Origin of the sequence: Nonomuraea sp. NPDC052116 (assembly GCF_040680035.1) — a bacterium.
GTDB lineage: Bacteria > Actinomycetota > Actinomycetes > Streptosporangiales > Streptosporangiaceae > Nonomuraea > Nonomuraea angiospora_A.
The window spans coordinates 189,366-210,208 of sequence record NZ_JBFAWA010000024.1; the positions used below are offsets into that span (position 1 = coordinate 189,366).

Sequence of the window (20,843 nt, forward strand, 5' to 3'; positions counted from 1 at the left end):
CTCTCAGCCGTTTCCCCAGCGCGGGTCGAACCCGCTCGTCAGCCGGCGGCGGTTGTGGCGCCACTTCGGCTCCTTGTTCGCTGCCTTGTTCGTGATCGCGCGAAGCCTGCGGATCATCGCGCCGTACGCGCCGCTCATCGCGACCGAGACGGACGCTCCCGGAGGCTCGTCCATGAAAGGCATGAACTTGTCGGGGAAGCCGGGCATGGTGCAGGCGATGCAGATGCCGCCCACGTTCGGGCAGCCGCCGACGCCGTCCATCCAGCCGCGCTTGGTGACGTTGCAGTTGACCACCGGCCCCCAGCAGCCGACGCGCACGAGGCACTTGGGGGAGTTGTAGTCGAGGGCGAAGTCGCCCTGCTCGTAGTAGCCGGCCCGGTCGCAGCCCTCGTGCACGGTCTTGCCGAACAGCCAGGTGGGGCGCAGCATGTCGTCGAGCGGGATCGTCGGCGCCATGCCCGCCGCCTGGTACAGCAGCCAGGTCAGCGTCTCGGTGAAGTTGTCCGGCTGGACGGGACAGCCGGGCACGTTGACGATGGGCAGCCCGCCCGCGGAGCGGAAGTCACGGCCCAGGTAGTCGGCCAGCCCCATGCATCCGGTCGGGTTGCCGGCCATGGCGTGGATGCCGCCGTACGCCGCGCAGGTGCCGATCGCGACCACGGCCCAGGCCTTGGGCGCGAGCCGGTCGATCCACTGGTTCACCGTGATGGGCTGGCCGGTGGCCGGGTCGTTGCCCATGGACGTCCAGTAGCCGTCGCCGTTGATCTTCTCGTTCGGGATGGAACCCTCGACCACGAAGATGAACGGGCCGAGCTCGCCCTCGTGGGCCCGGTGGAACGGGGCCATGAAGGCGTCGCCCGTCTCCGCGGCCAGCACCTTGTTGTGCAGGTGCACCTTGGGCAGTCCCGGTACGAGCCCGAGCAGGACGTCCTCCAGGCTCGGCAGTGTGGCGGCGGTGACCGAGACCGTGTCGCCGTCGCAGCTCATGCCCTCCGAGGTCCACAGGATGTGCACCTCGTCCAGGGCTTTCGGTGTTTGTGTGGTTGTCATGGCCCAAGCCCCCTTCTTGGCCCGCGTAGAGGTTTAGGCCCCCATATCACCTGGTATCCGACCTGCGACTCTACGTAGCGGACATACCGTGATGACGGAGGTTGTAAACCATGACGCAGACCCTGCCGTCCCGTACCGGCACCCGCGGCGAGCTGCGCGAACGCGTCTCAACCCGGCCTGCGCAGGCCCTCGTGCGGCCCGCCGCGCGGGGAGCGATCGGCTCCATGGCGCCTCCCCGTGGCCTCACCGGGACGTGCCGGAAAGCCCCGTAGACCGACCTATGGACTGACCGCGCCGAGCCGGTCCCTGGCGGCGGCGACGGCCACCTGGCCGAGGCTGATGCCGCCGTCGTTGGCAGGCACGCCGGAGTGGGTGAGCACCCGGAACCCGGCCCCGCCCAGCCGGTCCACCGTGCGCCGCAGCAGCAGCACGTTCTGGAAGACGCCGCCGGACAGCGCGACCGTCGTCAACCCCGTCCCGTCGCGCAGCATCCGGCAGCAGCGCACGATGAGATCGCTCACGCCGTTGTGGAAGCGGGCGGAGATGACCGGCACGCCGACGCCCGCGGCCAGATCCGCCATGGCGGCCCGTACCAGGTCCGAGCCCGCCACCACCAGCACGCCGCCGTCGCGCGAGACGGCCGCCGGGTAGCCGCCGCGCTCGGCGGGGTCGGCGAGCTGCTCCAGCTCGATCGCGGCCTGCCCCTCGTACGTGATGGCGTCGCGCACGCCGAGCAGCGCCGCCACCGCGTCGAACAGCCGGCCCGCGCTGGACGTCAGCGGCGCGGCACTCCCGCCGCGCCGGGCCAGCGCGCTCACCTGCTCCCACCGCCGCTCGTTGCGCCGGGCCACGGCCGGCGTCTCGCCCTCGCCGTCCAGGTACGCGGCGGCCATCCGCCACGGCTGCCTGATCGCCGCGCTGCCGCCCGGCATCGGCACGGGCGCCAGATGCCCGGCCCGCTCGAACGTGACCAGGTCGGCCAGCAGGAACTCGCCGCCCCAGAGAGTCCCGTCGAGCCCGTAGCCGAGCCCGTCGAACGCGACACCGATCACCCGGCCGTGCTCGCCGTTGTCGGCCAGGCAGGCGGCGATGTGCGCGTGGTGGTGCTGGACGGCGACCAGCTCGACGTCCGGCAGGCCCAGGGCGTGCTTGGTGGACAGGTACTCCGGGTGCAGGTCGTGGGCCACCACCTCGGGACGCACGTCGAACAGCGCGGCGAAATGCTCGATCCCCTCCGCGTACGACCGGAAGGTCTCGTAGTCCTCCAGATCGCCGATGTGCGGGGAGACGAACGCGTGCCGCCCTTTTACCAGGCAGAAGGTGTTCTTCAGCTCGGCGCCGCAGCCGAGGATCCGCCGGGGCGCCTCCCAGGCCAGCGTGAACGGGCGCGGGGCGTGGCCGCGCGAACGCCGCACGGCCATCCCCTTCCCCCGGAAGGGCCGCACCACCGAGTCGTCGGCGCGCAGGTGGATGGGGCGGTCATGCGTGAGGAACGCGTCCGCGATGCCGCCGAGCCGCTCCAGGGCGTCGCGGTCGTCGTACGCGATCGGCTCGTCCGAGCGGTTGCCGCTGGTCAGCACGATCGGGGCACCCAGGTCGGCGAGGAGCAGGTGGTGCAGCGGCGTGTACGGCAGCATCAGCCCGAGCTCGCGGCTCCCCGGCGCGACCGCCCCGGCCACCGCCGCTTCCGGGCGGCGCGGCAGCAGGACGACCGGCCGCGCGCGGTCGGTCAGGAGCGCCGCGCCGGCCTCGTCCACCTCGCACAGCCGCCGGGCCGCGGCCAGGTCGGCGACCATGACCGCGAACGGCTTGTCCTCGCGCTGCTTGCGCCGCCGCAGCTCGGCGGCGGCGTCCTCGTCGGCGGCCGGCACCGACAGGTGGTAGCCGCCGAGCCCCTTCACCGCCAGCACTCCGCCCCGCCGCAGCACCCTCACGGCCCCGGCCAGCGGGTCGCCTGCCGCGCCGACGAGCTCTGCCGGTGGGTGGCCCACCGCACTGATGAGCCTGAGCGCGGGGCCGCAGGCCGGGCAGCAGATGGGCTGCGCGTGGAAGCGCCGGTCGGCCGGATCGTGGTACTCGGCCAGGCAGCCGTCGCACATGGCGAACCCCGCCATCGTGGTCAGCGGCCGGTCGTACGGCATCGCCCGCACGATCGTCAGCCGCGGCCCGCAGTTGACGCAGTTGACGAACGGGTAGCGGTAGCGCCGGTCGCCGGGGTCGGCCAGCTCCGCCAGGCAGTCGGCGCAGGTCGCGATGTCGGGCGACACCAGCGTGTGCGAGGCCCCCGACGGGTCGCTCGCGACGATCCGGAACCGGCCGTCGGCACGCACGGCACGGGAGGTGACCGTCACCCGCTCGATCGCGGCGAGCGGGGGCGCGTCGCGCTCCAGCCGTACCAGGAACTCCGCGATCTGGCCGCCCCCGCCCTCCAGCTCGACGAAGACGCCGTGCGCGTCGTTGCCCACCCGGCCCGCCAGCCCGAGCCGCGTGGCCAGCCCGTGCACGAACGGCCGGAACCCCACCCCCTGAACGACGCCCTCGACCCGGACCCGCACCCCCATCGGGCCAGTCTGCAACGAGAACGGCCCGGACTGAATCACCCCGTCGGCGAGGCGCGGATCGCTCATGCGGGAAGGACGTCGTCGAACTCCACGTAGAGGTGCCGGGGCCCGCGCAGGCCCGGGTTCGGCCGGTACGGCGGCGGGTCGGCGACCAGGCGCGGGTTGACCAGCCGCCGCGCGAGCTCGCCCAGCGCGAGCTGCGTCTCCAGACGGGCCAGCGGGGCCCCGAAGCAGTAGTGGATGCCGCTGCCGAAGCCGAGGTGCTGGTTGTCCCGCCGGTCGGGGTCGAAACGGTCGGGATCGGGGAAACGCGCGGGGTCACGGCTCCCGGCGGCGAGCACGAGGCTGATGATGGCCCCTTTCGGGATCGTCGTGCCCGCGATGTCGATGTCGGCCAGCGCGGAGCGGCGCAGGCTGAGCATCTGCACCGGCGGCTCGAATCGGAGCAGCTCCTCGACCGTGCCGACGACCAGGTCGGGCTCGTGGCGCAGCCGGTCCAGCACGCGGGGGTTGCGCAGCAGGGTGAGCATGCCGTTGGTGACGAGGTTGACGGTGGTCTCGTGGCCGGCGACGAGCAGCGTCGCGGCGGCGCTCAGCAGCTCCTCCAGCCGCAGGTCGATGGCCGGGTCGGTGACGATGGCCGAGAGCAGGTCGTCGCCCGGCCGCCGCCGGTGGACGTCCGTCAGCTCCTTCATGTACGTGCCGAGCTCCGTCCTGACCTCCATGTTCCGCCGCTCCCGCTCGGCGACGGTCCCGGTCGTCGGGTCGATGGTCTCGATGATGGCCTGCGACCACCGGTGGAAGCGGGGCTCGTCCTCGCGGGGCACGCCCAGCAGCTCGCAGATCACCGTGACCGGCAACGGATAGGCGAAGTCCTCGACGATGTCGACCCGGGTCTTTCCGGCGAACCGGTCGATCAGGTCCGTGACGATCCGCATCATCCGGGGTTCCATGTCGTCGACCCGGCCGGGGGAGTGGGGCGGCCCGAAGTGCCGCATCAGCATGGAGCGGATCCGGTCGTGGTCCGGCGGGTCGGTCCTGATGAAGGACGACGGCAGCGCCGTCCCCGACTCCTGCTCGGCGGCGATGTCGGGAATGTTGCGGACGTCGGAGCTGACGCGCGGGTCGTGCAGCAGCGCGACGATCTCCCGGTAGCCGCTGACCGCATAGCTGCCGTCCGCCTGCCGCGCCACCGGGGTCCTGCGGAGCTCGGCGTAGAGCGGGTACGGATCGGCGCGGTTGGCGTAGTCGAGGATCTGCTCGTAGACGCTTGCCTCTGCCACTGTGACGGCTCCCTGATGTGCTCGCTCGGTGTGGTTCACTGCCGCCGCTGCAGCGTCACGCGGCGCTCGTCCGGGTTGTGGCCGGTCAGCACCACGGTCGCGCCGTAGGTGGGGGAGACCCGCTCCGGTACGTCGGCCGGCATGACCTGGAGGCCGTCGGGCTGCCCGACCATGCCGGGGCCGGGCGGGAACGGCGCGGCCCGCTCGATCTGCGCCTGGTAGAAGTCGAGCCACATCGCCTGGTCGAAGGCGACGGCGGCCGTGATGCGGCCCCGGTTGCCGTAGACGGCGACGAACCGGCGATCGGCGACCGAGCCCTGCGCGATGACGACCTCGTCGGCGAAGGTCGGCACGCCGACGGACTTGATGTTGACGCCGAACTGGGCGGACCAGAAGACCGGCAGCGACACGTGCGGCCAGCGGTCGCTCTCGGCGCTGATCATGTTGTGCGCCGCGACCTGGGCCTGGGTCACCGCGTTGCCCCAGTGTTCGAGGGACAGGAACTGGTACTCGTACACCGGGTGCGGGAAGCGCGCCACGTCGCCGGCAACGAAGACGTTGTCGGTGACCAGGGCGTTGACGTCGAACGCGCGGCAGCCCGCGTCGCAGGCGACGCCCCACACCCCGGCGGCCAGCCCGGAGCCCTCCAGCCATTCGACGTTGCGCTCCGCGCCGAGCGCGGCCACCGCCACGTCCACGTCGAGCGTGGTGCCGTCGGACAGGCGGGCGCGGCGCAGGCGCCCGTCGCCGTCCCCTTCGAGTGCCTCGACGGTGACCCCGCAGCGCAGGTCCACGCCGTGGTCGCGCTGCATGTCCGCCGCGATCGCCCCGATCGTCCCGCCCAGCGCGCCCGACAGCGGCGCCTTCCCGCGCTCGGTGACGGTGACGTCCAGGCCCAGTTCGCGGCAGACGGAGGCGATCTCCGACCCGGTGAAGCCGGCGCCGATGATCAGCACGCGCCGGGGGCCCGCGGTCAGCCGCTCCCGCAGCCGGGCCGCGTCCTCGTTGGTACGCAGCACGAACACCCCGTCGAGGGCGGCCTCCTGCGCGTTCGGCCAGGGCCGGGCGCGTGCTCCCGTGGCGATCAGCAGGCGGTCGAAGTCCACCTTCCGGCCGTCCGCGAGGTGGACCTGCCTGGCCGCCAGGTCCAGCCCGGTCGCCGCCTGCCCGAGCAGCCATTCGGCCTCGAACTCGGCCCGCCGGGGCAGCGCGGTGTCGTCGGCGGCCACCTGCCCGGTCAGGACCTGCTTGGACAGCGGCGGCCGGTCGTACGGCTCGTACGGCTCCGCGCTGATCAGGGTCAGCGACCCGGCGTAACCTTCCCTGCGCAGCGTCGCCGCCGCCCGCAGCCCGGCCAGCGAGGCGCCCACGATGACGATGCGGCCGACCTCCACGGGCCTCTTCCCGTTCACCGGCCTGGGCGGGGCGGCCTTGGCGGGCCTTCCGAGCGTGTGGACCTGGTCGACCACCAGAGCCTGGACCGGGCAGGCCGCGGCGGCGCGCAGGACGCGGGTGCGCTCGGAGTCGTCCGGGTGGAGCTCGTACATGAGGGCTTCGGAACGGTGCATCGCGAAGACATCCGGCGCGAGGAAGGCGCACTGCCCGTAGCCCTCGCAACGAGTGAGATCAACGACGACTCTCATCTGGTTCGCCCTCTTCGACACGTAGTGTGGCGATTACTCTGAGTAATCATGGGTGGCATACCCATTGCGGTCATAGCCACACCAACCGCCCCGCAGGTCAGCGGGAGGTTGTCAGCGCCAGCACGTCCGCGAGCTGACGCGGCGTCGGCAGGATGCGCAGGCCCTCGTCGATCTCGCGTTCCGCCCACTCGCGGTGCCGTCGCTCGGCTTTCGGGTCCAGCGCGACGCGGGTCTGGACCAGCAGGAAGTTCAGCCGGGTCGCCAGCAGCATCGAGAAGTCCGCCGCCTCCGTGATGCGCCCAGGCCCGCCGTCGCGCACGTAGGCGTCGTACATGGCCCGCATGGCGTCGAGGTCCGCGTCCGGGCCGTCGCAGAACCAGTCGAACAGCGCCCCGGCCAGCTCCCGCCCCGGCGCGGCCGGGCCGAGGTTGTCCCAGTCGACGACCACCAGGGCGCCCGCGGGGTCGGCCAGGACGTTCTCCGGGTGCAGGTCGCGGTGGCAGACGATCAGCTCGGCGGGATCGGGCGGCGCGACCGCCGCGCACAGCTCGGGCAACGTGGCCAGCCGCTCGGCCAGCCGCCCGGCCCATTCCCGCTCGGCCAGTTGCCCGGCCGCGTCCGCCGGCTCCCATTCCTGTTCGGCCGGGGCCCGGTGATACTGCACCCGCGCCCATTCCCGCTCGGCGGGGACCTGGTGGTACCAGTCGGCGGGCGGCCCGCCGTCCGCCTCCGCCGGCGCGGCGGGAGCGCATCGGTGCAGGCGCGCCAGCAGCGTTCCGAGCTCTCGCGGCGTGTCCCGCGCCGTGAGATCGACCGGCCGCAGGTCGATCCAGTCGTAAAGGCGCAGCCACGGCCCGCCGGGCGCGCTGAGCAGGTGGCGGCCCTCGCGGTCGGGATGGCCGGCCGGCAGCCGCACTCCCGCCTCGGCCGCCCGCCGCGCGAGCGCCAGCTCCGCCTCGATCAACGCCTCCGACGGCGGCTCGCCGAAGATCTCCTTCAGCGCGTAGCGCGCCGGGCCCACCTCCAGCCGCCAGATCTGCCCCAGCGCGCCGCGCGGCCCGGCCGACACCACGACGTCGGCATCCCACCCGAACGCCTCGCGCACGTACGCGACCAGCTCCGTGACCACGCTCATCCCTCCGCCGCGAGATCCACGCGTTCGAGTATGAACCGCCACAGCGGCGTTCACTCGACTGTCATCCGTATATGTCATGATCCACGGGTTCTCACGGATCTTGTGACAGGAGAAGGATGACTGCATTAGCGCGCCGCGCGCTCCGCTCCGCTCTCGCGGGCGGCCTGGCCGCGGCCGTGGCGATCTGGCCGGTGGCGGCACCCGCGGAGGCGGCTGTGCCCGCCGCTGTGCCCGCCGCCGTCTCGGTGGACTTCACCAAGCCGGTTCGTACGCTGTCCGCCGGCGACTACGGCGTCGGCATCACCGGGTACGGCGAGGGCTCGTACATCACGAACGACTCCCGGCACCGCGAAAACCTGCGCAACCTCAAAGCGGGCCGGATGCGCATAGAGCTGCACTACCTGGAGCCGGGCAACCACTCCAGCCCGATCGTGTGCGGCGGGTACAAATGCGACACGACCATCACGGGTGACGCCTGGATCGCGGCCATCCGCGACCTGGGCGCCGAGCCGGTCGTCATCCTCCAGGTGGACGGCCGCCAGACCGCCGAGGTGAACCGGGACGACGCGGTCGCCCTCTACCGGCACTTCGCCACCTCGGGCACGCCGGTGCGCCGCTTCATTCTGGGCAACGAGCTCAACTGCACCTGCACCCCAGAAAAGCCTGAAATGTCGGCATCTGAGTACAGCCGGCGCTTCAACCTGATCACCGACGCCCTCGACGCCGTGGACTCCGCGGTCCGCGTCGGCGGCCCCGCCGCGGCCTGGAACGACCTGTCGTACATCAGGACGTTCCTGGAGGGCTCGCGGGACCGGGTCGACTTCCTCGACTACCACGACTACGGCAACGGCACGGACCCGATCAGCGACGAGGACCTGCTGGGCGCCGCCATCCGCAGCTACGAGACGGACCTGAAGGAGGTCGGCGCGCTGGCCGAGTCCGTGCTCGGCCGCAAGATCGACCTCCAGATCGGCGAGTTCAACTCCGACTTCGACGACCCCGACGGCCACCGTACGCTGACCCACTTCAACACGTTGTGGGGCGCGGCGGCGCTGGGCCAGATCCTGCACGCCGGAGCCGCCGCCTACCAGTACGGCGACAAGAACGGCCAGCTCGGCCTGACCAGCACGAAGGGCGAGGGCGGCATCCCGCGCAGCGAGCCGCTGCCCATCTACCACGGCATCGGCATGTTCACCGGCGAGGGCCTGTTCCGCCCGTTCGGCACGACCATGGTGCAGGCGACGGCCGACACCGACCAGCTGTACGCGTTCGCCTCGGACGGGTCCAAGAACGTCGTCCTGGTCAACGTCGGCGCCCAGCCGCTGGAGACCAGGCTCGCGTTCACCGGCCTGACGGCGGGCACGGCCGCGATCTGGCAGAGCACCTCCGACGCGTGGGCCCCGCACCGCACCGGCACGGCCGCCGTCGGGGGCGGCGCCGCGACGCTCACGCTCCCCGCGCGCTCGGCCACGACCCTGGTCATCGACCAGCAGGGCCTGTCGGCGACCTACTTCGACAACGCCGACCTGACCGCGCCCAAGCTGACCCGGATCGACCCGGCGGTGGACTTCGACTGGGGCGCGAACGCCCCCGACCCGGCCGTGTCCGCCGACACGTTCAGCGTGCGGTGGACCGGCAAGGTGATCGCCGAGCGCGCCGAGACGTACACGTTCATCACCACGAGCGACGACGGCGTGCGGCTCTGGGTGGACGGCACGCTCCTCGTGGACAACTGGACGGACCACTCCAAGCGCGACGACAGCGGCCAGATCGCGCTGAGTGCCGGGGCGCACGACATCAAGATGGAGTTCTACGACAGCGGCTACGACGCCATCGCCCAGCTCCACTGGTCCAGCCCCACCGTGCAGCGGCAGATCATCCCCACGGCGAACCTGCTCGCCGGCTGAGCCCTGAGCCCGCCGGCCGGGAGGCTCAGGTGGCCAGCACCCTGGTGAGAGCCTCCTGGGCGGCGGCGCGGACCGTGGCGGGATCGTCGAGGTCGAAGCCGACCACGAGCCCGTCCCTGAGCAGCAGGACGACGTCGGCGGTCCGCTCCGGGTCGGGGTGGCCGTCGGCGGCCAGGAGATCGCGGTAGAGGCCGCGGACCCAGTGGCGATATTCGCCGATGGCCTGCCGTACGGGGTGGGCGGGGTCGGGATACTCGGCCGCCGTGTTGACGAACGGGCAGCCGCGATAGCTGGTGCCCGCGCCGAACTCGCACATGTAGGCGAAGAGCTCCAGCAGCTTCTCGCGCGGCGAGGTGGCCCGCAGGGTCGTGACCAGGGTGCGCTGCAGCGCGGTCTGCTGGACCACGTAGGCGCGGACGAGGTCGTCCTTGCCAGGGAAGTGGTGGTAGAAGGTCGCCTTGGCGACGCCAGCCTCGGCGATGATCCGGTCGATCCCGACCGAGTGGACGCCGTCCGTGTAGAACAGGCGCGTCGCGGTCTCGAGAACGCGCTCGCGCGCCGGGCTGGGGCGACGGCCCTCCAACGTTTCTGCGCTCACGAGTTGACGGTACCAGACAGACCTGTCTATGCTCCTGCTGAGCGGCAGACAGACAGGTCTGTCTAACGAAGGGCAACGACATGAGCATTTACACCGCCATCGCCACCTCCGCCGGACGCGACGCCCGCGCGGTCTCCTCGGACGGAAAGCTGGACGTCAAGCTGGCCATGCAGAAGGAGCTGGGCGGCGACGGCGAGGGCACCAACCCCGAGCAGCTCTTCGCCGCCGGCTACGCCGCGTGCTTCGCCTCGGCGATGCGGCTGGTGGGCGCGCAGCAGAAGCTCGACGTCGCGGACGCGTCGGTCACGGCCGAGATCGGCCTGTCGCCCAACGGCAAGGGCGGCTTCCAGCTCGAGGCCACGCTCCGGGTCGAGCTGCCCGACTCCATCGCGCCGGAGGCGGCCAAGGAGCTCGTCGAGGCCACCCACCAGGTGTGCCCCTACTCCAACGCCACCCGCGGCAACATCCCCGTCAACCTGGTCATCGAGTAGCGGGGTCGTCGTCGGAGCGGCCGGTGACGGCCTCGATCTCCTCGGCGATCTTCCACAGCGGCGTGCGGCGGGTGGTGAGGACGACCATGACCTCGTCCGCGGCGGCCTCGGCCTCGAGGCCGTCCACCCAGGGCCCGAGGGCCTTGGTCACCTCCGAGATCGCCGCCGCGAGCCGCGCGCGTACGTCCCCCCGGCCGGCGGAGCGCAGCCAGCCGCGCAGCACGTGGTTGTGCGCGGCCACCACGGCGGCGGAGGCGACCTCATGGCGCAGCCGGAATTCTGGCCTTTCGTCCTTCGCGCGGCGGCCGTTCATGTAGCCGACGAAGGCCCGCTGGTAGCGGCTGGTGGCGGCGATCTCCCACTCGCGCAGCGCCGGCACCCGCCGCGTCAGCTCGTACCGCTTGACGGCGGTCTCCGGGTCCTCGGCGTACATGTCGAGGACGATTCCGGCGGCGTCCGCGATCACGAGGAGCGGCGAGCGCAGCGGGGAGGCCGACTCCAGGAACTCCGTCACCCGCCCCAGGCACGCGTCGTGGTCGGGGAGGATCGCGTCCTCCTTCGTGCGGAAGTGCCGGAAGAACGTCCGCCTGGCCACTCCGGCGGCCTTGGCGATCTCGTCGACCGTGGTCGCGTCGAACCCGGCGTCGAGCGACAGGCCGATGGCCGCGGACATCAACTCCCGGCGCGCGTCTCGCCTCGCGGACATCTGCTCCCTTCCATCCGCCAACGGGGGCTTCACCGTACACCTGCTCTGGCGTCATGTCACTCAGTGCCTTATCTTAAGTCACTGAGTGCCTGTCCTTGAGTTGGGAGAAGCGTATGAGCCTGGCCGGCCACCTGCACGACGTGGCGGAGGAGTACCCCATGCTCCGCGAGGCGATCAGGGCCCTCGCCGAGGAGAAGATCGCCCCGCAGGCCGCCGCCGCGGACGAGAGCGAGGAGTTCCCCTGGGAGGTCTACAAGGACCTCGTGGCGGCCGACTTCCACGCCGTCCACATCCCTGAGCAGTACGGGGGCGCCGGGGCGGACGCGCTGGCCACGGTGATCGTCATCGAGGAGGTGGCGCGGGCGTGCGCCTCGTCCTCGCTGATCCCGGCCGTCAACAAGCTCGGCACGGTCCCGCTCCTGCTGTCGGCGTCGGAGGAGCTCAAGTCCCGCTATCTGTCCTCGGTGGCCAGTGGCGAGGCCATGTTCTCGTACGCGCTGAGCGAGTCGGAGGCGGGCTCGGACGCGGCGTCGATGAAGACCCGGGCGGTCCGGGACGGCGACGACTACGTCCTCAACGGCACCAAGATGTGGATCACCAACGCCGGCGTGTCCGAGTACTACACGGTCATGGCGGTCACGGACCCCTCGGCCGGCGCGCGCGGCATCTCCGCCTTTGTCGTGGAGAAGTCCGACGCGGGCGTCTCCTTCGGCCCCAAGGAGAAGAAGCTCGGCATCAAGGCCTCACCGACTCGCCAGGTGATCCTGGAGGATGTCCGCATCCCGGCCTGGCGCATGATCGGCGAGCCGGGCACCGGCTTCAAGACCGCCCTGGCCACCCTCGACCACACCCGCGTCACCATCGCCGCCCAGGCCCTCGGTATCGCCCAGGGCGCCCTCGACTACGCGATCGGCTACGTCAAGGAACGCCGCCAGTTCGGCCGCCCGATCGCCGACTTCCAGGGCCTGCAGTTCATGATCGCCGACATGGCCATGAAACTGGAGGCGGCGCGGCAGCTCACGTACACGGCCGCGGGCATGTCGGAGACGGCCATGCGCGGGACCCCGGTGAAGGAGCTGACCTTCTTCTCCAGCGCGGCCAAGTGCGCGGCCTCGGACGCGGCCATGGAGATCACCACGGACGCCGTCCAACTGCTCGGGGGGTACGGCTACACGCGGGACTATCCGGTCGAGCGGATGATGCGCGACGCCAAGATCACCCAGATCTACGAGGGCACCAACCAGATCCAGCGCCTGGTGATGGCCCGCCAGCTCCTCAAGTAGGCAGTTGACGTGCGGGAACCCGGTTAAGTGATCATGCGCGAAGCCGGGTCGCGCACGTAGGCGGCCCCGCTTGGGAGATCGTGTACGACGGCTTCGATCTCGGTCGAGAGGGACTGAGGGAGGCGTTGTGCACGCTCGGCAACGGCAGGTTCGCCACCCGGGGTGCCACCCCGGACGGCGAGTCGCGCACGCCGGGCACGTACGTGGCGGGCTGCTACGACCGCCTCGACTCCGAGGTCGCCGGACACACCGTGACCAACGAGGACATCGTCAACCTGCCCGACTGGCTGCCGCTGACGTTCGCCACCCCGGGATGCGAGTGGTTCCGGCCCGAGCGGGCCGCGCTGCCGGCCTACCGGCATGAGCTCGATCTGTGGCATGGCGTGCTGGTGCGCGACCTGCGCTGGCGCGACGGCGAGGGCCGGGTCACGCGGGTACGGCAGCGTCGCCTCGTGTCGATGGCAGACCCGTACCTGGCCGCCATGGAGACCACGTTCACCGCCGAGAACTGGTCGGGGCCGATACGTGTGCGCGCCACCCTGGACGGCCGGGTGTCCAACCAGGGCGTGGCCCGCCTGGCTGCTCATCCGCGCCCGCGACACCGCCGCGCTGGCGCCGGAACTGGCGCCCCCGGACGTGGAGCTGGCCCGCTGGGACGACATCGGCCGCCGCCTGCGGGTGGACTTCCACGACGGCGTGATCAGCCAGTTCACCGGCTACGGAGACCTGCTGGAGCTCGACTGGGAGCGCTACCGCGGCGTGCGGCGCCTGGACCGGGCGCTGGAGGCCGACGGCGACGACGTCAACCGCTACAAGGCCTCCAAGCAGGCGGACACCCTCATGCTCTGCTACCTCCTGCCCGGCGACGAGCTGACCGGCCTCCTGGAACGGCTTGGTTACCCGGTCGACCGCGGGCTGATCTCCCGTACCGTCTCCTACTACCTGGCCCGCACCAGCCACGGCTCGACACTCAGCGCGGTCGTGCACGCCTGGGTGCTGGCGCGCTCGAACAGGGCACGGTCCTGGAGATTCTTCACCGAGGCCCTCTACGGCGACATCAAGGATGTCCAGGGTGGTACCACCGCGGAGGGCATCCACCTGGGCGCGATGGGCGGCACCCTTGACCTCCTGCAACGCTGTTACCTGGGGCTGGAGTCGCGGCCGGACGGGCTGTGGCTGGACCCGTTGCTGCCCGGCCGGCTCGGCGTGCTGTCCATGCCGCTCCGCTATCGCGGGCGCCAGATCTTCATCGACGCCGACCACCACGAGGCACGTGTGAACGGCACCGCGCGCCGTACCTATACGCGAGGAGAAACGATCACGACTGGCGCCGAAGAGCTCGGAAGCCGCGACCAGGACCGCCCGCCCGGGCACGGCCCCGCCATGGCCAACCCGACGATGGAGGCGCTGGACCCGGAGGAGTGCCTGCGGCTGATCTCGCCGGGCGGGATCGGGCGGGTGGCGTTCAGCAGCTCGTACGGGCCTGCTGTGCTGCCCGTCAACTACAAGCTGCAGCACGGCGTGATCGTCTTCCGTATCGCGTCCGGCGGTCCGATGGACCAGGAAGGGGTGGACATCAAGATCGCGTTCGAGGTCGACAAGATCGACGAGGTCGACCGCGAAGGGTGGAGCGTCCTGGTGCAGGGGCCCGCCCACCACGTGACGGCGGACGAGATGGACGAGGTGGACGAGGTGGCCGACTCGGGCGTCACGCCCTGGGCGGGCGGCGAACGCCGGCTCTACGTCCGCATCGTCCCCCAGCAGATCACGGGCCGCCGCATCCACGGCATGTAGCTACCGACCTGAACTGAGGCCAGATCCTTGGCCTGAATCGCCTCTATCGGTGCTCGGGGTTGTCGAAGTCGAAGCGGCATCCGGCGTCCCATTCCGAGCGCTGGTTGCCGTGGGCCGGGATGCCGCCGGCGTCCTTGAGCATGCGTGCCAGGTGCAGCAGGTTCCAGGTCATGAAGGTGGTGTTGCGGTTGGTGAAGTCGTTGTCCGGCCCACCCGAGCCCGGGTCGAGGTAGGACGGTCCGGGTCCGGCCGCGCCCACCCAGCCGGCATCGGCCTGCGGCGGGATGGTGTAGCCCAGATGCTGCAGGCTGTAGAGCACGTTCATGGCGCAGTGCTTGACGCCGTCCTCGTTGCCCGTGATCAGGCAGCCGCCCACCCGCCCGTAATAGGCGTACTGGCCGGCCTGGTTGAGCAGGCTGGAGCAGGCGTACAGCCGTTCGATGATCTTCTTGGTCACCGAACTGTTGTCGCCCAGCCAGATCGGCCCGGCGATGACCAGGATGTGGGCGGCGAGCACCTGCTGGTAGATGGCGGGCCACTCGTCGCTCTCCCAGCCGTGCTCGGTCATGTCCGGCCACACGCCGGTGGCGATGTCGTGGTCGATCGCCCGCAACTGCTCGACGCTCACACCCTGCGTGTCCATGATGTGCGCGCTGAGATCGATCAGGCCCTGGGTGTGGCTGCGCTCGGGGCTCTTCTTGAGGGTGCAGTTGATGAACAGCGCCCGCAGATCGTCATACCGGGCAGGCGCTCCGTTGACTGTCATCATGACGGTTCCCTTCGATGTGGTCCAGGTGCCTCCGTGGGCAGTTTCGGACCGTACCTGCTCTTCGGCCAGCAGGCTCGCCGCGTTGCGGCAGCTACGGGACGAGGCGATGGGCGTCTGCGCCGTTCAGCTCAGACGGGCCATCCAGCGACTGTGAGTCGTCCAGCAGTCCACGATCGGGAAGCCACCGGCGCCTGCGACGCGCTGGATGTCGCTCACCGACACGGTCGCCCACCCGAACCAGTCGCCGACGTGCGGGCCACGGCGCAGGCGTACCCGGTCGACGCGGCTTCTCGTCGCGGGCGGTGCGAGCTCGACCAGGACCTGGCCGCCTGGCCGGACCAGCTGCCTGACCCGCCGCAGGAGCACCTCGGGGTGGCCGCCGATGCCGATGTTGCCGTCGGCGAGCAGCGCCGTCGCCCACTGACCGCTCCCCGGGACCTCGTCGAAGACGTTCCGGAGCATGGCGAAGCCTCCCGCCTTGCGGGTAAGGGCGACGGCGCGAGGGGTGATGTCGATGCCGAGCGACTGAACGCCGCGGCGGGCCAGCGCGACCGTGAGCCGGCCGGGACCGGAGCCGATGTCCAAGGTCGGGCTGGTGCACCTGCTCAGGAGCGCCTCGTCGCCGTCGACCGGCTCGAACCAGCGGGCGGTCTCCAGCACGACGCGAGTGCCGTCGACGTACTCGATCTCGGCAGTGGCTCCGGCGAGCGCGTCGGCGTAGAGCTGCCCGATCACCGGCCCAGCTCCCTCAGCGTGCCGGCGAAGGAGGAATCGGGTGCCTGCGCGGCCACCGCGACGGCGTCCGCCGCCGTGTCGACGTCGGTCAGCTCGGGCAGCAGGTGGACGGTGAGCCCGGCTCGGTCCAGCCGGTCGAGTTGGAGTTTGCCGGTTTCCGGGTGCGACATGGGCACCCCGTGGAGCAGAGAAGGGTCCGGTTCGCGCAGGCCGAGCAGCCAGAAGCCACCGTCAGCGGCCGGGCCGAACACGGCGTCGTGGCATTCCAGGGCGTCCACCGCCTCTCCGAGCAGCACGGGTGTCACCTGCGGGGTGTCCATGCCGATCAGGACGACGGGTTCCGGCTGGAGCCGGTAGGCGTCCGTGAAAGCCGCCGCCAGCCGCTCGTCCAGTCCCGAGCCGCGCTGCGGGATCACCGCGAATCCCGGGGGCAGCCAGCTGCCCGGAAGCCCGTCGAGGGCGAGCACCCGCTGGCCGGCGGGCGTCGCGGAGACGGCGCGGAGGCTGTCGCGGAGCGAGGCCTCGGCCAGGGCCGCGGCCTGCTCCGGACTGTACGGCGGGGTCAGCCGGGTCTTGACCCTCCCGGCCACCGGCTCCTTGGCGATGATCATGATCTGGACCATGTGATCGACAGTAGGGCGACGCGGTGTGCTCAATCCTTACGAGTTGCTGACAGCGGCTGTTCGACCGGGGCGGCGCGGGAGCGGCGTACGGCCCAGCCGATCAGCACCGCCAGCGTGGCCGCGGCATAGCAGGCCATCGCCGGCCCGGGGTGCGCCGCCGGCCCGGCGACGTACGCGATCGCGCCCGCCAGGCCCACGCCCAGCCACTCCCACCGGCCGTCCATGGCGGCCAGCGCGACGACCAGGAGTGCGTACCAGGAGTATCCCGGGGTGAACAGCAGCAGGAGCGAGCCGGTGACCACCAGCGCCCCGCGCCAGGGCCGTTCCGGGTCACCGCGGCGCAGCACGTGGATGGCGACCAGGGCGAGTACCAGGATCGCGGCGTAGGGAGCCCATGAGTCGGGCATCACCAGCCGCAGCACCAGGTAGCGGTTCCCACCGGCGGGCGCTTCGTACCGCTCCTCCTGGAGGTAGCCCGGCAAGAAGCCCACCACCGGCCCCTGCGTGGCCAGCACGTAGGGCAGGTACGACAGGCCCACGACGAGCATGGCGGGCACGGCGAGCCGGAGAACGCGCGGCCAGGCCACCCCGTTCGCCAGCACTCCCGACAACGCGCCGGGCAGCGCCGTGGCGGGCAGCAGCTTGGCCGCCACGGCCGCTCCCAGCAGCGCGCCGCGAGCGCGCACGGTGCAGAAGGCGAGCACGACCAGCAGCACGCCCAGCATGTCGACGTGCGCGTTGTTCACGGCCTCGACGGGTACGGCGGGGCACCACGCCCAGTACGCGGCCGAACGGGCGCCCGCCCGGCGGCACAGCGCGAGGAGCACCAGGACGGCCATCACCCAGCCTCCCAGCTGGAGGACCTTGTGCCGGACGCCGTCCGGTGAGACCCAGTGGACCAGCAGGAAGTAGCCCTGCGCGACCGGCGGGTAGATCGTGGGCACCGTGGGGCGGTTGATCCGGGTGCAGCCGCCATCAGGAAGCGGCCAGAGCTCGGGCGCCGTGCACTCCTGCGGGAACAGCCAGTCGTCGCGCAGCGGGGCGAGGACTGGATCGGCCGGCGGATGGTCGTACGGCGAGATGCCCGCCGCCTGCACGCGGCCGTCCCAGGCGTACCGGAAGGAGTCGGTGCTGCTGCTCGGCGGCGCCGCCAGCCCGATCGCGGTCAACGCGACGCCGCCCGCCACGACCAGGGCGGTCAGCCGCTTCTCCGGCACCCGCCGCGCCCGCCACCCGGCTGCGGCGAACAGCGCCCACGCCAGCACGTACCAGCCCAGTTCGGGCGGCCCGGTCACCATCTTGACCACGACGGCAGCCAGTGCCAGGAGCACCCCGCCCACGAACACCATGTCACGGCTCACACCGGGCAGCGTCGCACCCGGAACCGGGCTCATGGCCGCCGTGGCCGCGACCGTACGGGCTTCGTAAGAACTCGCCGGCCGAGGTTCTTACGGAGTGCGAACGTGCCTTCAGCACGATCGCGGGGCGCGTTAGCGTCGGCCGGGTGAGAGTGATGCTGACCGGCTCGGCCGGCTTCGTCGGCGGCCACGTGGCCGAGGCTCTGAAGGGCGCGGGACACGAGGTCGTCGGTCTCGACCTGCGGACCGGCGCCGACGTGCGGGACGCCGCCGCGCTGGACCGGCTGCTGCCGGGCGTGGACCTGGTGGCGCACCAGGCGGCCAAGGTCGGTCTGGGGGTGGACGTCTCCGACCTGCCGGACTACGCCTCGGTCAACGTGTACGGCACGGCCATGCTGCTGGCGGCGATGGCTCGGCACCAGGTCGGACGGCTGGTGCTCGCCTCCTCGATGGTGATCTACGGCGAGGGTCGCTACGCGTGCGCCGAGCACGGCCGGGTCCGGCCGGGCCCGCGTGCCGTACGGGACCTGGAGCAGGGCCGGTTCGACCCGCTCTGCCCTCGATGCGGCCGCGCGGTGCGCTGGGCCGCCGTCGGGGAGGATGCCTCGCCCGATCCGCGCAACGCGTACGCCACCAGCAAGCTCGCACAGGAGCACCTGGCCGCCAACTGGGCCAGGGAGACCGGCGGGAGTGCCGTGGCGCTCAGGTATCACAACGTCTACGGGCCGCGCATGCCCCGCGACACCCCCTACGCGGGAGTCGCCGCGATCTTCCGTTCCGAGCTGGAGGCGGGGCGGCCGCCGAAGGTGTTCGAGGACGGCCGCCAGCTTCGCGACTTCGTGCACGTGCGTGACGTCGCACGGGCGAACCTGGCGGCCGTCCTGGCGTCCTCACGGCCTGCTGAGCTGATGGCGTACAACATCGCCAGCGGCACCCCGCACACCGTGGGCGAGATGGCGGTCGCGCTGGCCGCCGCGCGGGGCGGGCCGGAGCCGCGGGTCACCGGCGCCTACCGGCTGGGGGACGTCCGCCACGTCGTCGCCTCTCCCGAACGCGCCGGGCTCGAGCTCGGGTTCCGCGCCGAGATCGGCTTCGAGGACGGCATGAAGGAGTTCGCGTGGTCATGACGGTCGATGTGATTCTGCCCTGCCTGAACGAGGAGGCCGCGCTCGGCTGGGTGCTCGGGCGCATGCCGGACGGTTACCGCCCGGTCGTGGTCGACAACGGCTCCACCGACCGCTCCGCCGAGATCGCCCGCGAGCTCGGCGCCCACGTCGTCCACGAGCCCAGGCGCGGCTTCGGCGCCGCCTGCCACGCCGGACTGCTGGCCTCGACCGCCGACGTCGTCTGCTTCATGGACGCCGACGCCTCGCTCGATCCCCGCCGGCTTCCCACCGTGGCCGCGCCCGTCATCGGCGGTGAGGCCGACCTGGTCCTCGGCGCCCGCCGTCCACGAGCCGCGGGCGCCTGGCCCTGGCACGCCCGGCTGGGCAACGCCGTCCTGGCGCGCACCCTGCGCCGCCGCGCCGGGGTGATGCTCCACGACCTCGGGCCGATGCGGGTGGCCCGGCGCGGCCGGCTCCTGGAACTCGCGCTGACCGACCGCCGGTTCGGCTACCCGCTGGAGATGGTCCTGCGGGCCGTCGCGGCCGGTTGGCGGATCGCCGAGGTGGACGTGGACTACCCGCCCCGAGCAGGGCGCTCCAAGGTGACCGGAACCGTACGCGGCACGTTGCGGGCCGTCGCCGACATGCGGCGCGTCATGGGGCGGAGGTCCTGGGTGCCGAGGTCTTTCGGCCCGCCGTTGGGAAGGAATGCCGCACGTTTGCCCGGGAGGCGGTTCGGCGGGCGGCCGAAGGTTGATCGGGATTAGCGGGTGACCGTCTGGTATACCGTCCCGACGCCCTGCCTGCGGCCGGCGTCGGCGAACCACCTAACAAAGAGGGGTCAGCGGCCAGGTTGATCGTCACTCCGGCGGCGGACCACGGCGACCGGGCACTGAGCGTGGTGCAGCACGCCGTGGCTGACGGAGCCGAGCATCGCCATCCCACGCCCGCGATTGCCCACCACGAGCAGGTCCGCGTCTTTGGACGCCTCGGTGAGCGCCGCGACCGGATGCACGGAGGTGATATCCGCGATCGCGTCGACCTCGGGGTGTTCGGCCCGCCAACGGGTGAGCCGATCGTGGACGAAGTCGTACTGGGCTCGTTGCAGCCGGTCCAAGTCGAGCGAGACCGCGTGAATGGGGACGCCGTAGGCGTAGAGGACGTGCAGCGGCACTCCGCGCAGGGACGCCTCGTTGAAGGCGTGGGCCAGGGCGGGCTCTGAGGAGTCGGTCTCGTCCAGACCCACCACGACCCGCCCATGGTCAGCCGCGACCGAGCGTACGACGACGATCGTGCCGTGGGCGTGGCCCGCCAATCGCAGGCTCACCGAGCCGAGCAACGCGCTGGCGAATCTACTCCGGCCGCGCGAGCCGACCACCAGTTCGGCGGCCGGCTCCGCCTGCGCCCGCAACTCGGCCACCGGCGATCCGATCTTCACCTTGGTGGCGACCTCGATGCCGGGCCAGCGGGCCATGACAGCCTGGACCTTCTTCTCCAGCATGGCCTCGGCGGCCTCCCTGAGGCCCTCCAGCAGGCCGGGGATCGGGAAACGGGGAAGTTCGTAGGAGCCGTGTTCGATCACATGTACGAGCTCAAGCCGGAGCCTTTTGCGCGTGGCATCGGCAGCAGCCCAAGCGATGGCGGTGTCGGCGCCCGGCGAGTCGTCAGTCCCCACGACGATGACGTCGTTCATGGTTGCGCCTTTCGCTAGCCCCGTTTTCCGCATGTGAGTGATCTTCAGCGGAGGTCTCGTGGATCGATGTCGAGGAGGTCCAGGAGATCGAGTTGGAGATCGGTGGGT

The 20,843-nt window shown here is 71.5% G+C and carries 19 protein-coding genes and 1 pseudogene; 8 read left to right on the forward strand and 12 right to left on the reverse strand.

All coding sequences use genetic code 11. From position 1 onward, the window contains the following. Nucleotides 1-3: 3 nt before the first annotated feature. Nucleotides 4-1,050: a hydrogenase expression protein HypE gene (locus AB0L65_RS39045; protein ID WP_350737770.1), complete on the reverse strand. Its 1,047-nt coding sequence runs from the start codon at nucleotides 1,048-1,050 to the stop codon at nucleotides 4-6. Nucleotides 1,051-1,160: 110 nt separating this feature from the next. Between AB0L65_RS39045 and AB0L65_RS39050 the strand changes: the two genes are divergently transcribed. After that, nucleotides 1,161-1,322: a hypothetical protein gene (locus tag AB0L65_RS39050; RefSeq protein ID WP_364256338.1), complete on the forward strand. Its 162-nt coding sequence runs from the start codon at nucleotides 1,161-1,163 to the stop codon at nucleotides 1,320-1,322. 6 nt (nucleotides 1,323-1,328) lie between these two features. Here AB0L65_RS39050 and hypF read toward each other — a convergent pair whose 3' ends face one another. From hypF to AB0L65_RS39070, 4 genes are all read right to left on the reverse strand, one after another. Beyond that, nucleotides 1,329-3,677: a carbamoyltransferase HypF gene (gene hypF / locus AB0L65_RS39055; RefSeq protein WP_364256340.1), complete on the reverse strand. Its 2,349-nt coding sequence runs from the start codon at nucleotides 3,675-3,677 to the stop codon at nucleotides 1,329-1,331. Further along, nucleotides 3,674-4,894, reverse strand: a complete 1,221-nt coding sequence (locus AB0L65_RS39060) for a cytochrome P450 (RefSeq protein WP_364256343.1) — start codon at nucleotides 4,892-4,894, stop codon at nucleotides 3,674-3,676. Before AB0L65_RS39060 ends, hypF begins: the two co-directional genes overlap by 4 nt. Before the next feature lie 35 nt (nucleotides 4,895-4,929). Continuing rightward, the gene (locus AB0L65_RS39065; protein WP_364256346.1) at nucleotides 4,930-6,537 is read right to left on the reverse strand and encodes an FAD-dependent oxidoreductase; all 1,608 of its coding nucleotides are present in this window, start codon (nucleotides 6,535-6,537) and stop codon (nucleotides 4,930-4,932) included. Between the two features lie 97 nt (nucleotides 6,538-6,634). After that, nucleotides 6,635-7,672, reverse strand: a complete 1,038-nt coding sequence (locus AB0L65_RS39070; protein WP_364256349.1) for a phosphotransferase — start codon at nucleotides 7,670-7,672, stop codon at nucleotides 6,635-6,637. 116 nt (nucleotides 7,673-7,788) lie between these two features. Between AB0L65_RS39070 and AB0L65_RS39075 the strand changes: the two genes are divergently transcribed. Beyond that, nucleotides 7,789-9,579 carry a PA14 domain-containing protein gene (locus tag AB0L65_RS39075; RefSeq protein WP_364256352.1) on the forward strand — a complete coding sequence of 597 codons (1,791 nt, stop codon included), beginning with the start codon at nucleotides 7,789-7,791 and terminating at the stop codon, nucleotides 9,577-9,579. A 25-nt stretch (nucleotides 9,580-9,604) separates the two neighbouring features. On the opposite strand, the gene AB0L65_RS39080 is transcribed toward AB0L65_RS39075, so the two are convergent. Further along, nucleotides 9,605-10,177, reverse strand: a complete 573-nt coding sequence (locus tag AB0L65_RS39080) for a TetR/AcrR family transcriptional regulator (protein WP_364256355.1) — start codon at nucleotides 10,175-10,177, stop codon at nucleotides 9,605-9,607. A gap of 80 nt (nucleotides 10,178-10,257) precedes the next feature. Between AB0L65_RS39080 and AB0L65_RS39085 the strand changes: the two genes are divergently transcribed. Further along, complete coding sequence (locus tag AB0L65_RS39085; RefSeq protein ID WP_364256358.1) at nucleotides 10,258-10,668, forward strand: organic hydroperoxide resistance protein; 411 nt, start codon at nucleotides 10,258-10,260, stop codon at nucleotides 10,666-10,668. On the opposite strand, the gene AB0L65_RS39090 is transcribed toward AB0L65_RS39085, so the two are convergent. Beyond that, nucleotides 10,658-11,374, reverse strand: coding sequence for a TetR family transcriptional regulator (locus tag AB0L65_RS39090; protein ID WP_364256361.1), 717 nt, complete (start codon nucleotides 11,372-11,374; stop codon nucleotides 10,658-10,660). The two genes, AB0L65_RS39085 and AB0L65_RS39090, sit on opposite strands and share 11 nt — an antisense overlap. A gap of 113 nt (nucleotides 11,375-11,487) precedes the next feature. On the opposite strand from AB0L65_RS39090, the gene AB0L65_RS39095 reads away from it, so the two are divergent. From AB0L65_RS39095 to AB0L65_RS39105, 3 genes and pseudogenes are all read left to right on the forward strand, one after another. Continuing rightward, on the forward strand, nucleotides 11,488-12,657 hold the full coding sequence (locus AB0L65_RS39095) for an acyl-CoA dehydrogenase family protein (protein ID WP_364256364.1): 1,170 nt from the start codon (nucleotides 11,488-11,490) through the stop codon (nucleotides 12,655-12,657). An 80-nt stretch (nucleotides 12,658-12,737) separates the two neighbouring features. After that, nucleotides 12,738-13,178, forward strand: a pseudogene (locus tag AB0L65_RS39100) (glycoside hydrolase family 65 protein); the annotation flags it as partial. A 4-nt stretch (nucleotides 13,179-13,182) separates the two neighbouring features. Next, on the forward strand, nucleotides 13,183-14,451 hold the full coding sequence (locus AB0L65_RS39105) for a pyridoxamine 5'-phosphate oxidase family protein (protein WP_364256367.1): 1,269 nt from the start codon (nucleotides 13,183-13,185) through the stop codon (nucleotides 14,449-14,451). Between the two features lie 43 nt (nucleotides 14,452-14,494). On the opposite strand, the gene AB0L65_RS39110 is transcribed toward AB0L65_RS39105, so the two are convergent. From AB0L65_RS39110 to AB0L65_RS39125, 4 genes are all read right to left on the reverse strand, one after another. Then, the gene (locus tag AB0L65_RS39110; protein ID WP_364256370.1) at nucleotides 14,495-15,220 is read right to left on the reverse strand and encodes a flavodoxin family protein; all 726 of its coding nucleotides are present in this window, start codon (nucleotides 15,218-15,220) and stop codon (nucleotides 14,495-14,497) included. A 123-nt stretch (nucleotides 15,221-15,343) separates the two neighbouring features. Further along, complete coding sequence (locus AB0L65_RS39115; RefSeq protein WP_364256373.1) at nucleotides 15,344-15,955, reverse strand: methyltransferase domain-containing protein; 612 nt, start codon at nucleotides 15,953-15,955, stop codon at nucleotides 15,344-15,346. Next, a complete protein-coding gene (locus AB0L65_RS39120; RefSeq protein ID WP_364256376.1) occupies nucleotides 15,952-16,578 on the reverse strand; it encodes a TIGR04282 family arsenosugar biosynthesis glycosyltransferase in 627 nt (208 codons plus the stop codon). The genes AB0L65_RS39115 and AB0L65_RS39120 overlap by 4 nt, the downstream gene beginning before the upstream one ends. A 29-nt stretch (nucleotides 16,579-16,607) precedes the next feature. Then, on the reverse strand, nucleotides 16,608-17,939 hold the full coding sequence (locus tag AB0L65_RS39125; RefSeq protein ID WP_364256379.1) for a glycosyltransferase 87 family protein: 1,332 nt from the start codon (nucleotides 17,937-17,939) through the stop codon (nucleotides 16,608-16,610). Between the two features lie 143 nt (nucleotides 17,940-18,082). Between AB0L65_RS39125 and AB0L65_RS39130 the strand changes: the two genes are divergently transcribed. Next, a complete protein-coding gene (locus tag AB0L65_RS39130; RefSeq protein ID WP_364256382.1) occupies nucleotides 18,083-19,063 on the forward strand; it encodes an NAD-dependent epimerase/dehydratase family protein in 981 nt (326 codons plus the stop codon). Continuing rightward, nucleotides 19,060-19,809 carry a glycosyltransferase family 2 protein gene (locus tag AB0L65_RS39135; RefSeq protein WP_364256385.1) on the forward strand — a complete coding sequence of 250 codons (750 nt, stop codon included), beginning with the start codon at nucleotides 19,060-19,062 and terminating at the stop codon, nucleotides 19,807-19,809. The genes AB0L65_RS39130 and AB0L65_RS39135 overlap by 4 nt, the downstream gene beginning before the upstream one ends. A gap of 74 nt (nucleotides 19,810-19,883) precedes the next feature. Here the strand turns inward: AB0L65_RS39135 and AB0L65_RS39140 are convergent, their stop codons facing one another. Next, nucleotides 19,884-20,735 (reverse strand): universal stress protein, encoded by an 852-nt coding sequence (locus AB0L65_RS39140; protein WP_364256388.1) that lies wholly within the window; start codon nucleotides 20,733-20,735, stop codon nucleotides 19,884-19,886. Nucleotides 20,736-20,843 lie beyond the last annotated feature (108 nt).

Bases quoted from the DNA above. Each gene is read 5' to 3' on its own strand.
- AB0L65_RS39045 (WP_350737770.1), bottom strand. From the start codon at position 1,050: ATGACAACCACACAAACACCGAAAGCCCTGGACGAGGTGCACATCCTG.
- AB0L65_RS39050 (WP_364256338.1), top strand. From the start codon at position 1,161: ATGACGCAGACCCTGCCGTCCCGTACCGGCACCCGCGGCGAGCTGCGC.
- hypF (WP_364256340.1), bottom strand. From the start codon at position 3,677: ATGAGCGATCCGCGCCTCGCCGACGGGGTGATTCAGTCCGGGCCGTTC.
- AB0L65_RS39065 (WP_364256346.1), bottom strand. From the start codon at position 6,537: ATGAGAGTCGTCGTTGATCTCACTCGTTGCGAGGGCTACGGGCAGTGC.
- AB0L65_RS39070 (WP_364256349.1), bottom strand. From the start codon at position 7,672: ATGAGCGTGGTCACGGAGCTGGTCGCGTACGTGCGCGAGGCGTTCGGG.
- AB0L65_RS39075 (WP_364256352.1), top strand. From the start codon at position 7,789: ATGACTGCATTAGCGCGCCGCGCGCTCCGCTCCGCTCTCGCGGGCGGC.
- AB0L65_RS39085 (WP_364256358.1), top strand. From the start codon at position 10,258: ATGAGCATTTACACCGCCATCGCCACCTCCGCCGGACGCGACGCCCGC.
- AB0L65_RS39090 (WP_364256361.1), bottom strand. From the start codon at position 11,374: ATGTCCGCGAGGCGAGACGCGCGCCGGGAGTTGATGTCCGCGGCCATC.
- AB0L65_RS39095 (WP_364256364.1), top strand. From the start codon at position 11,488: ATGAGCCTGGCCGGCCACCTGCACGACGTGGCGGAGGAGTACCCCATG.
- AB0L65_RS39110 (WP_364256370.1), bottom strand. From the start codon at position 15,220: ATGATGACAGTCAACGGAGCGCCTGCCCGGTATGACGATCTGCGGGCG.
- AB0L65_RS39120 (WP_364256376.1), bottom strand. From the start codon at position 16,578: ATGGTCCAGATCATGATCATCGCCAAGGAGCCGGTGGCCGGGAGGGTC.
- AB0L65_RS39135 (WP_364256385.1), top strand. From the start codon at position 19,060: ATGACGGTCGATGTGATTCTGCCCTGCCTGAACGAGGAGGCCGCGCTC.
- AB0L65_RS39140 (WP_364256388.1), bottom strand. From the start codon at position 20,735: ATGAACGACGTCATCGTCGTGGGGACTGACGACTCGCCGGGCGCCGAC.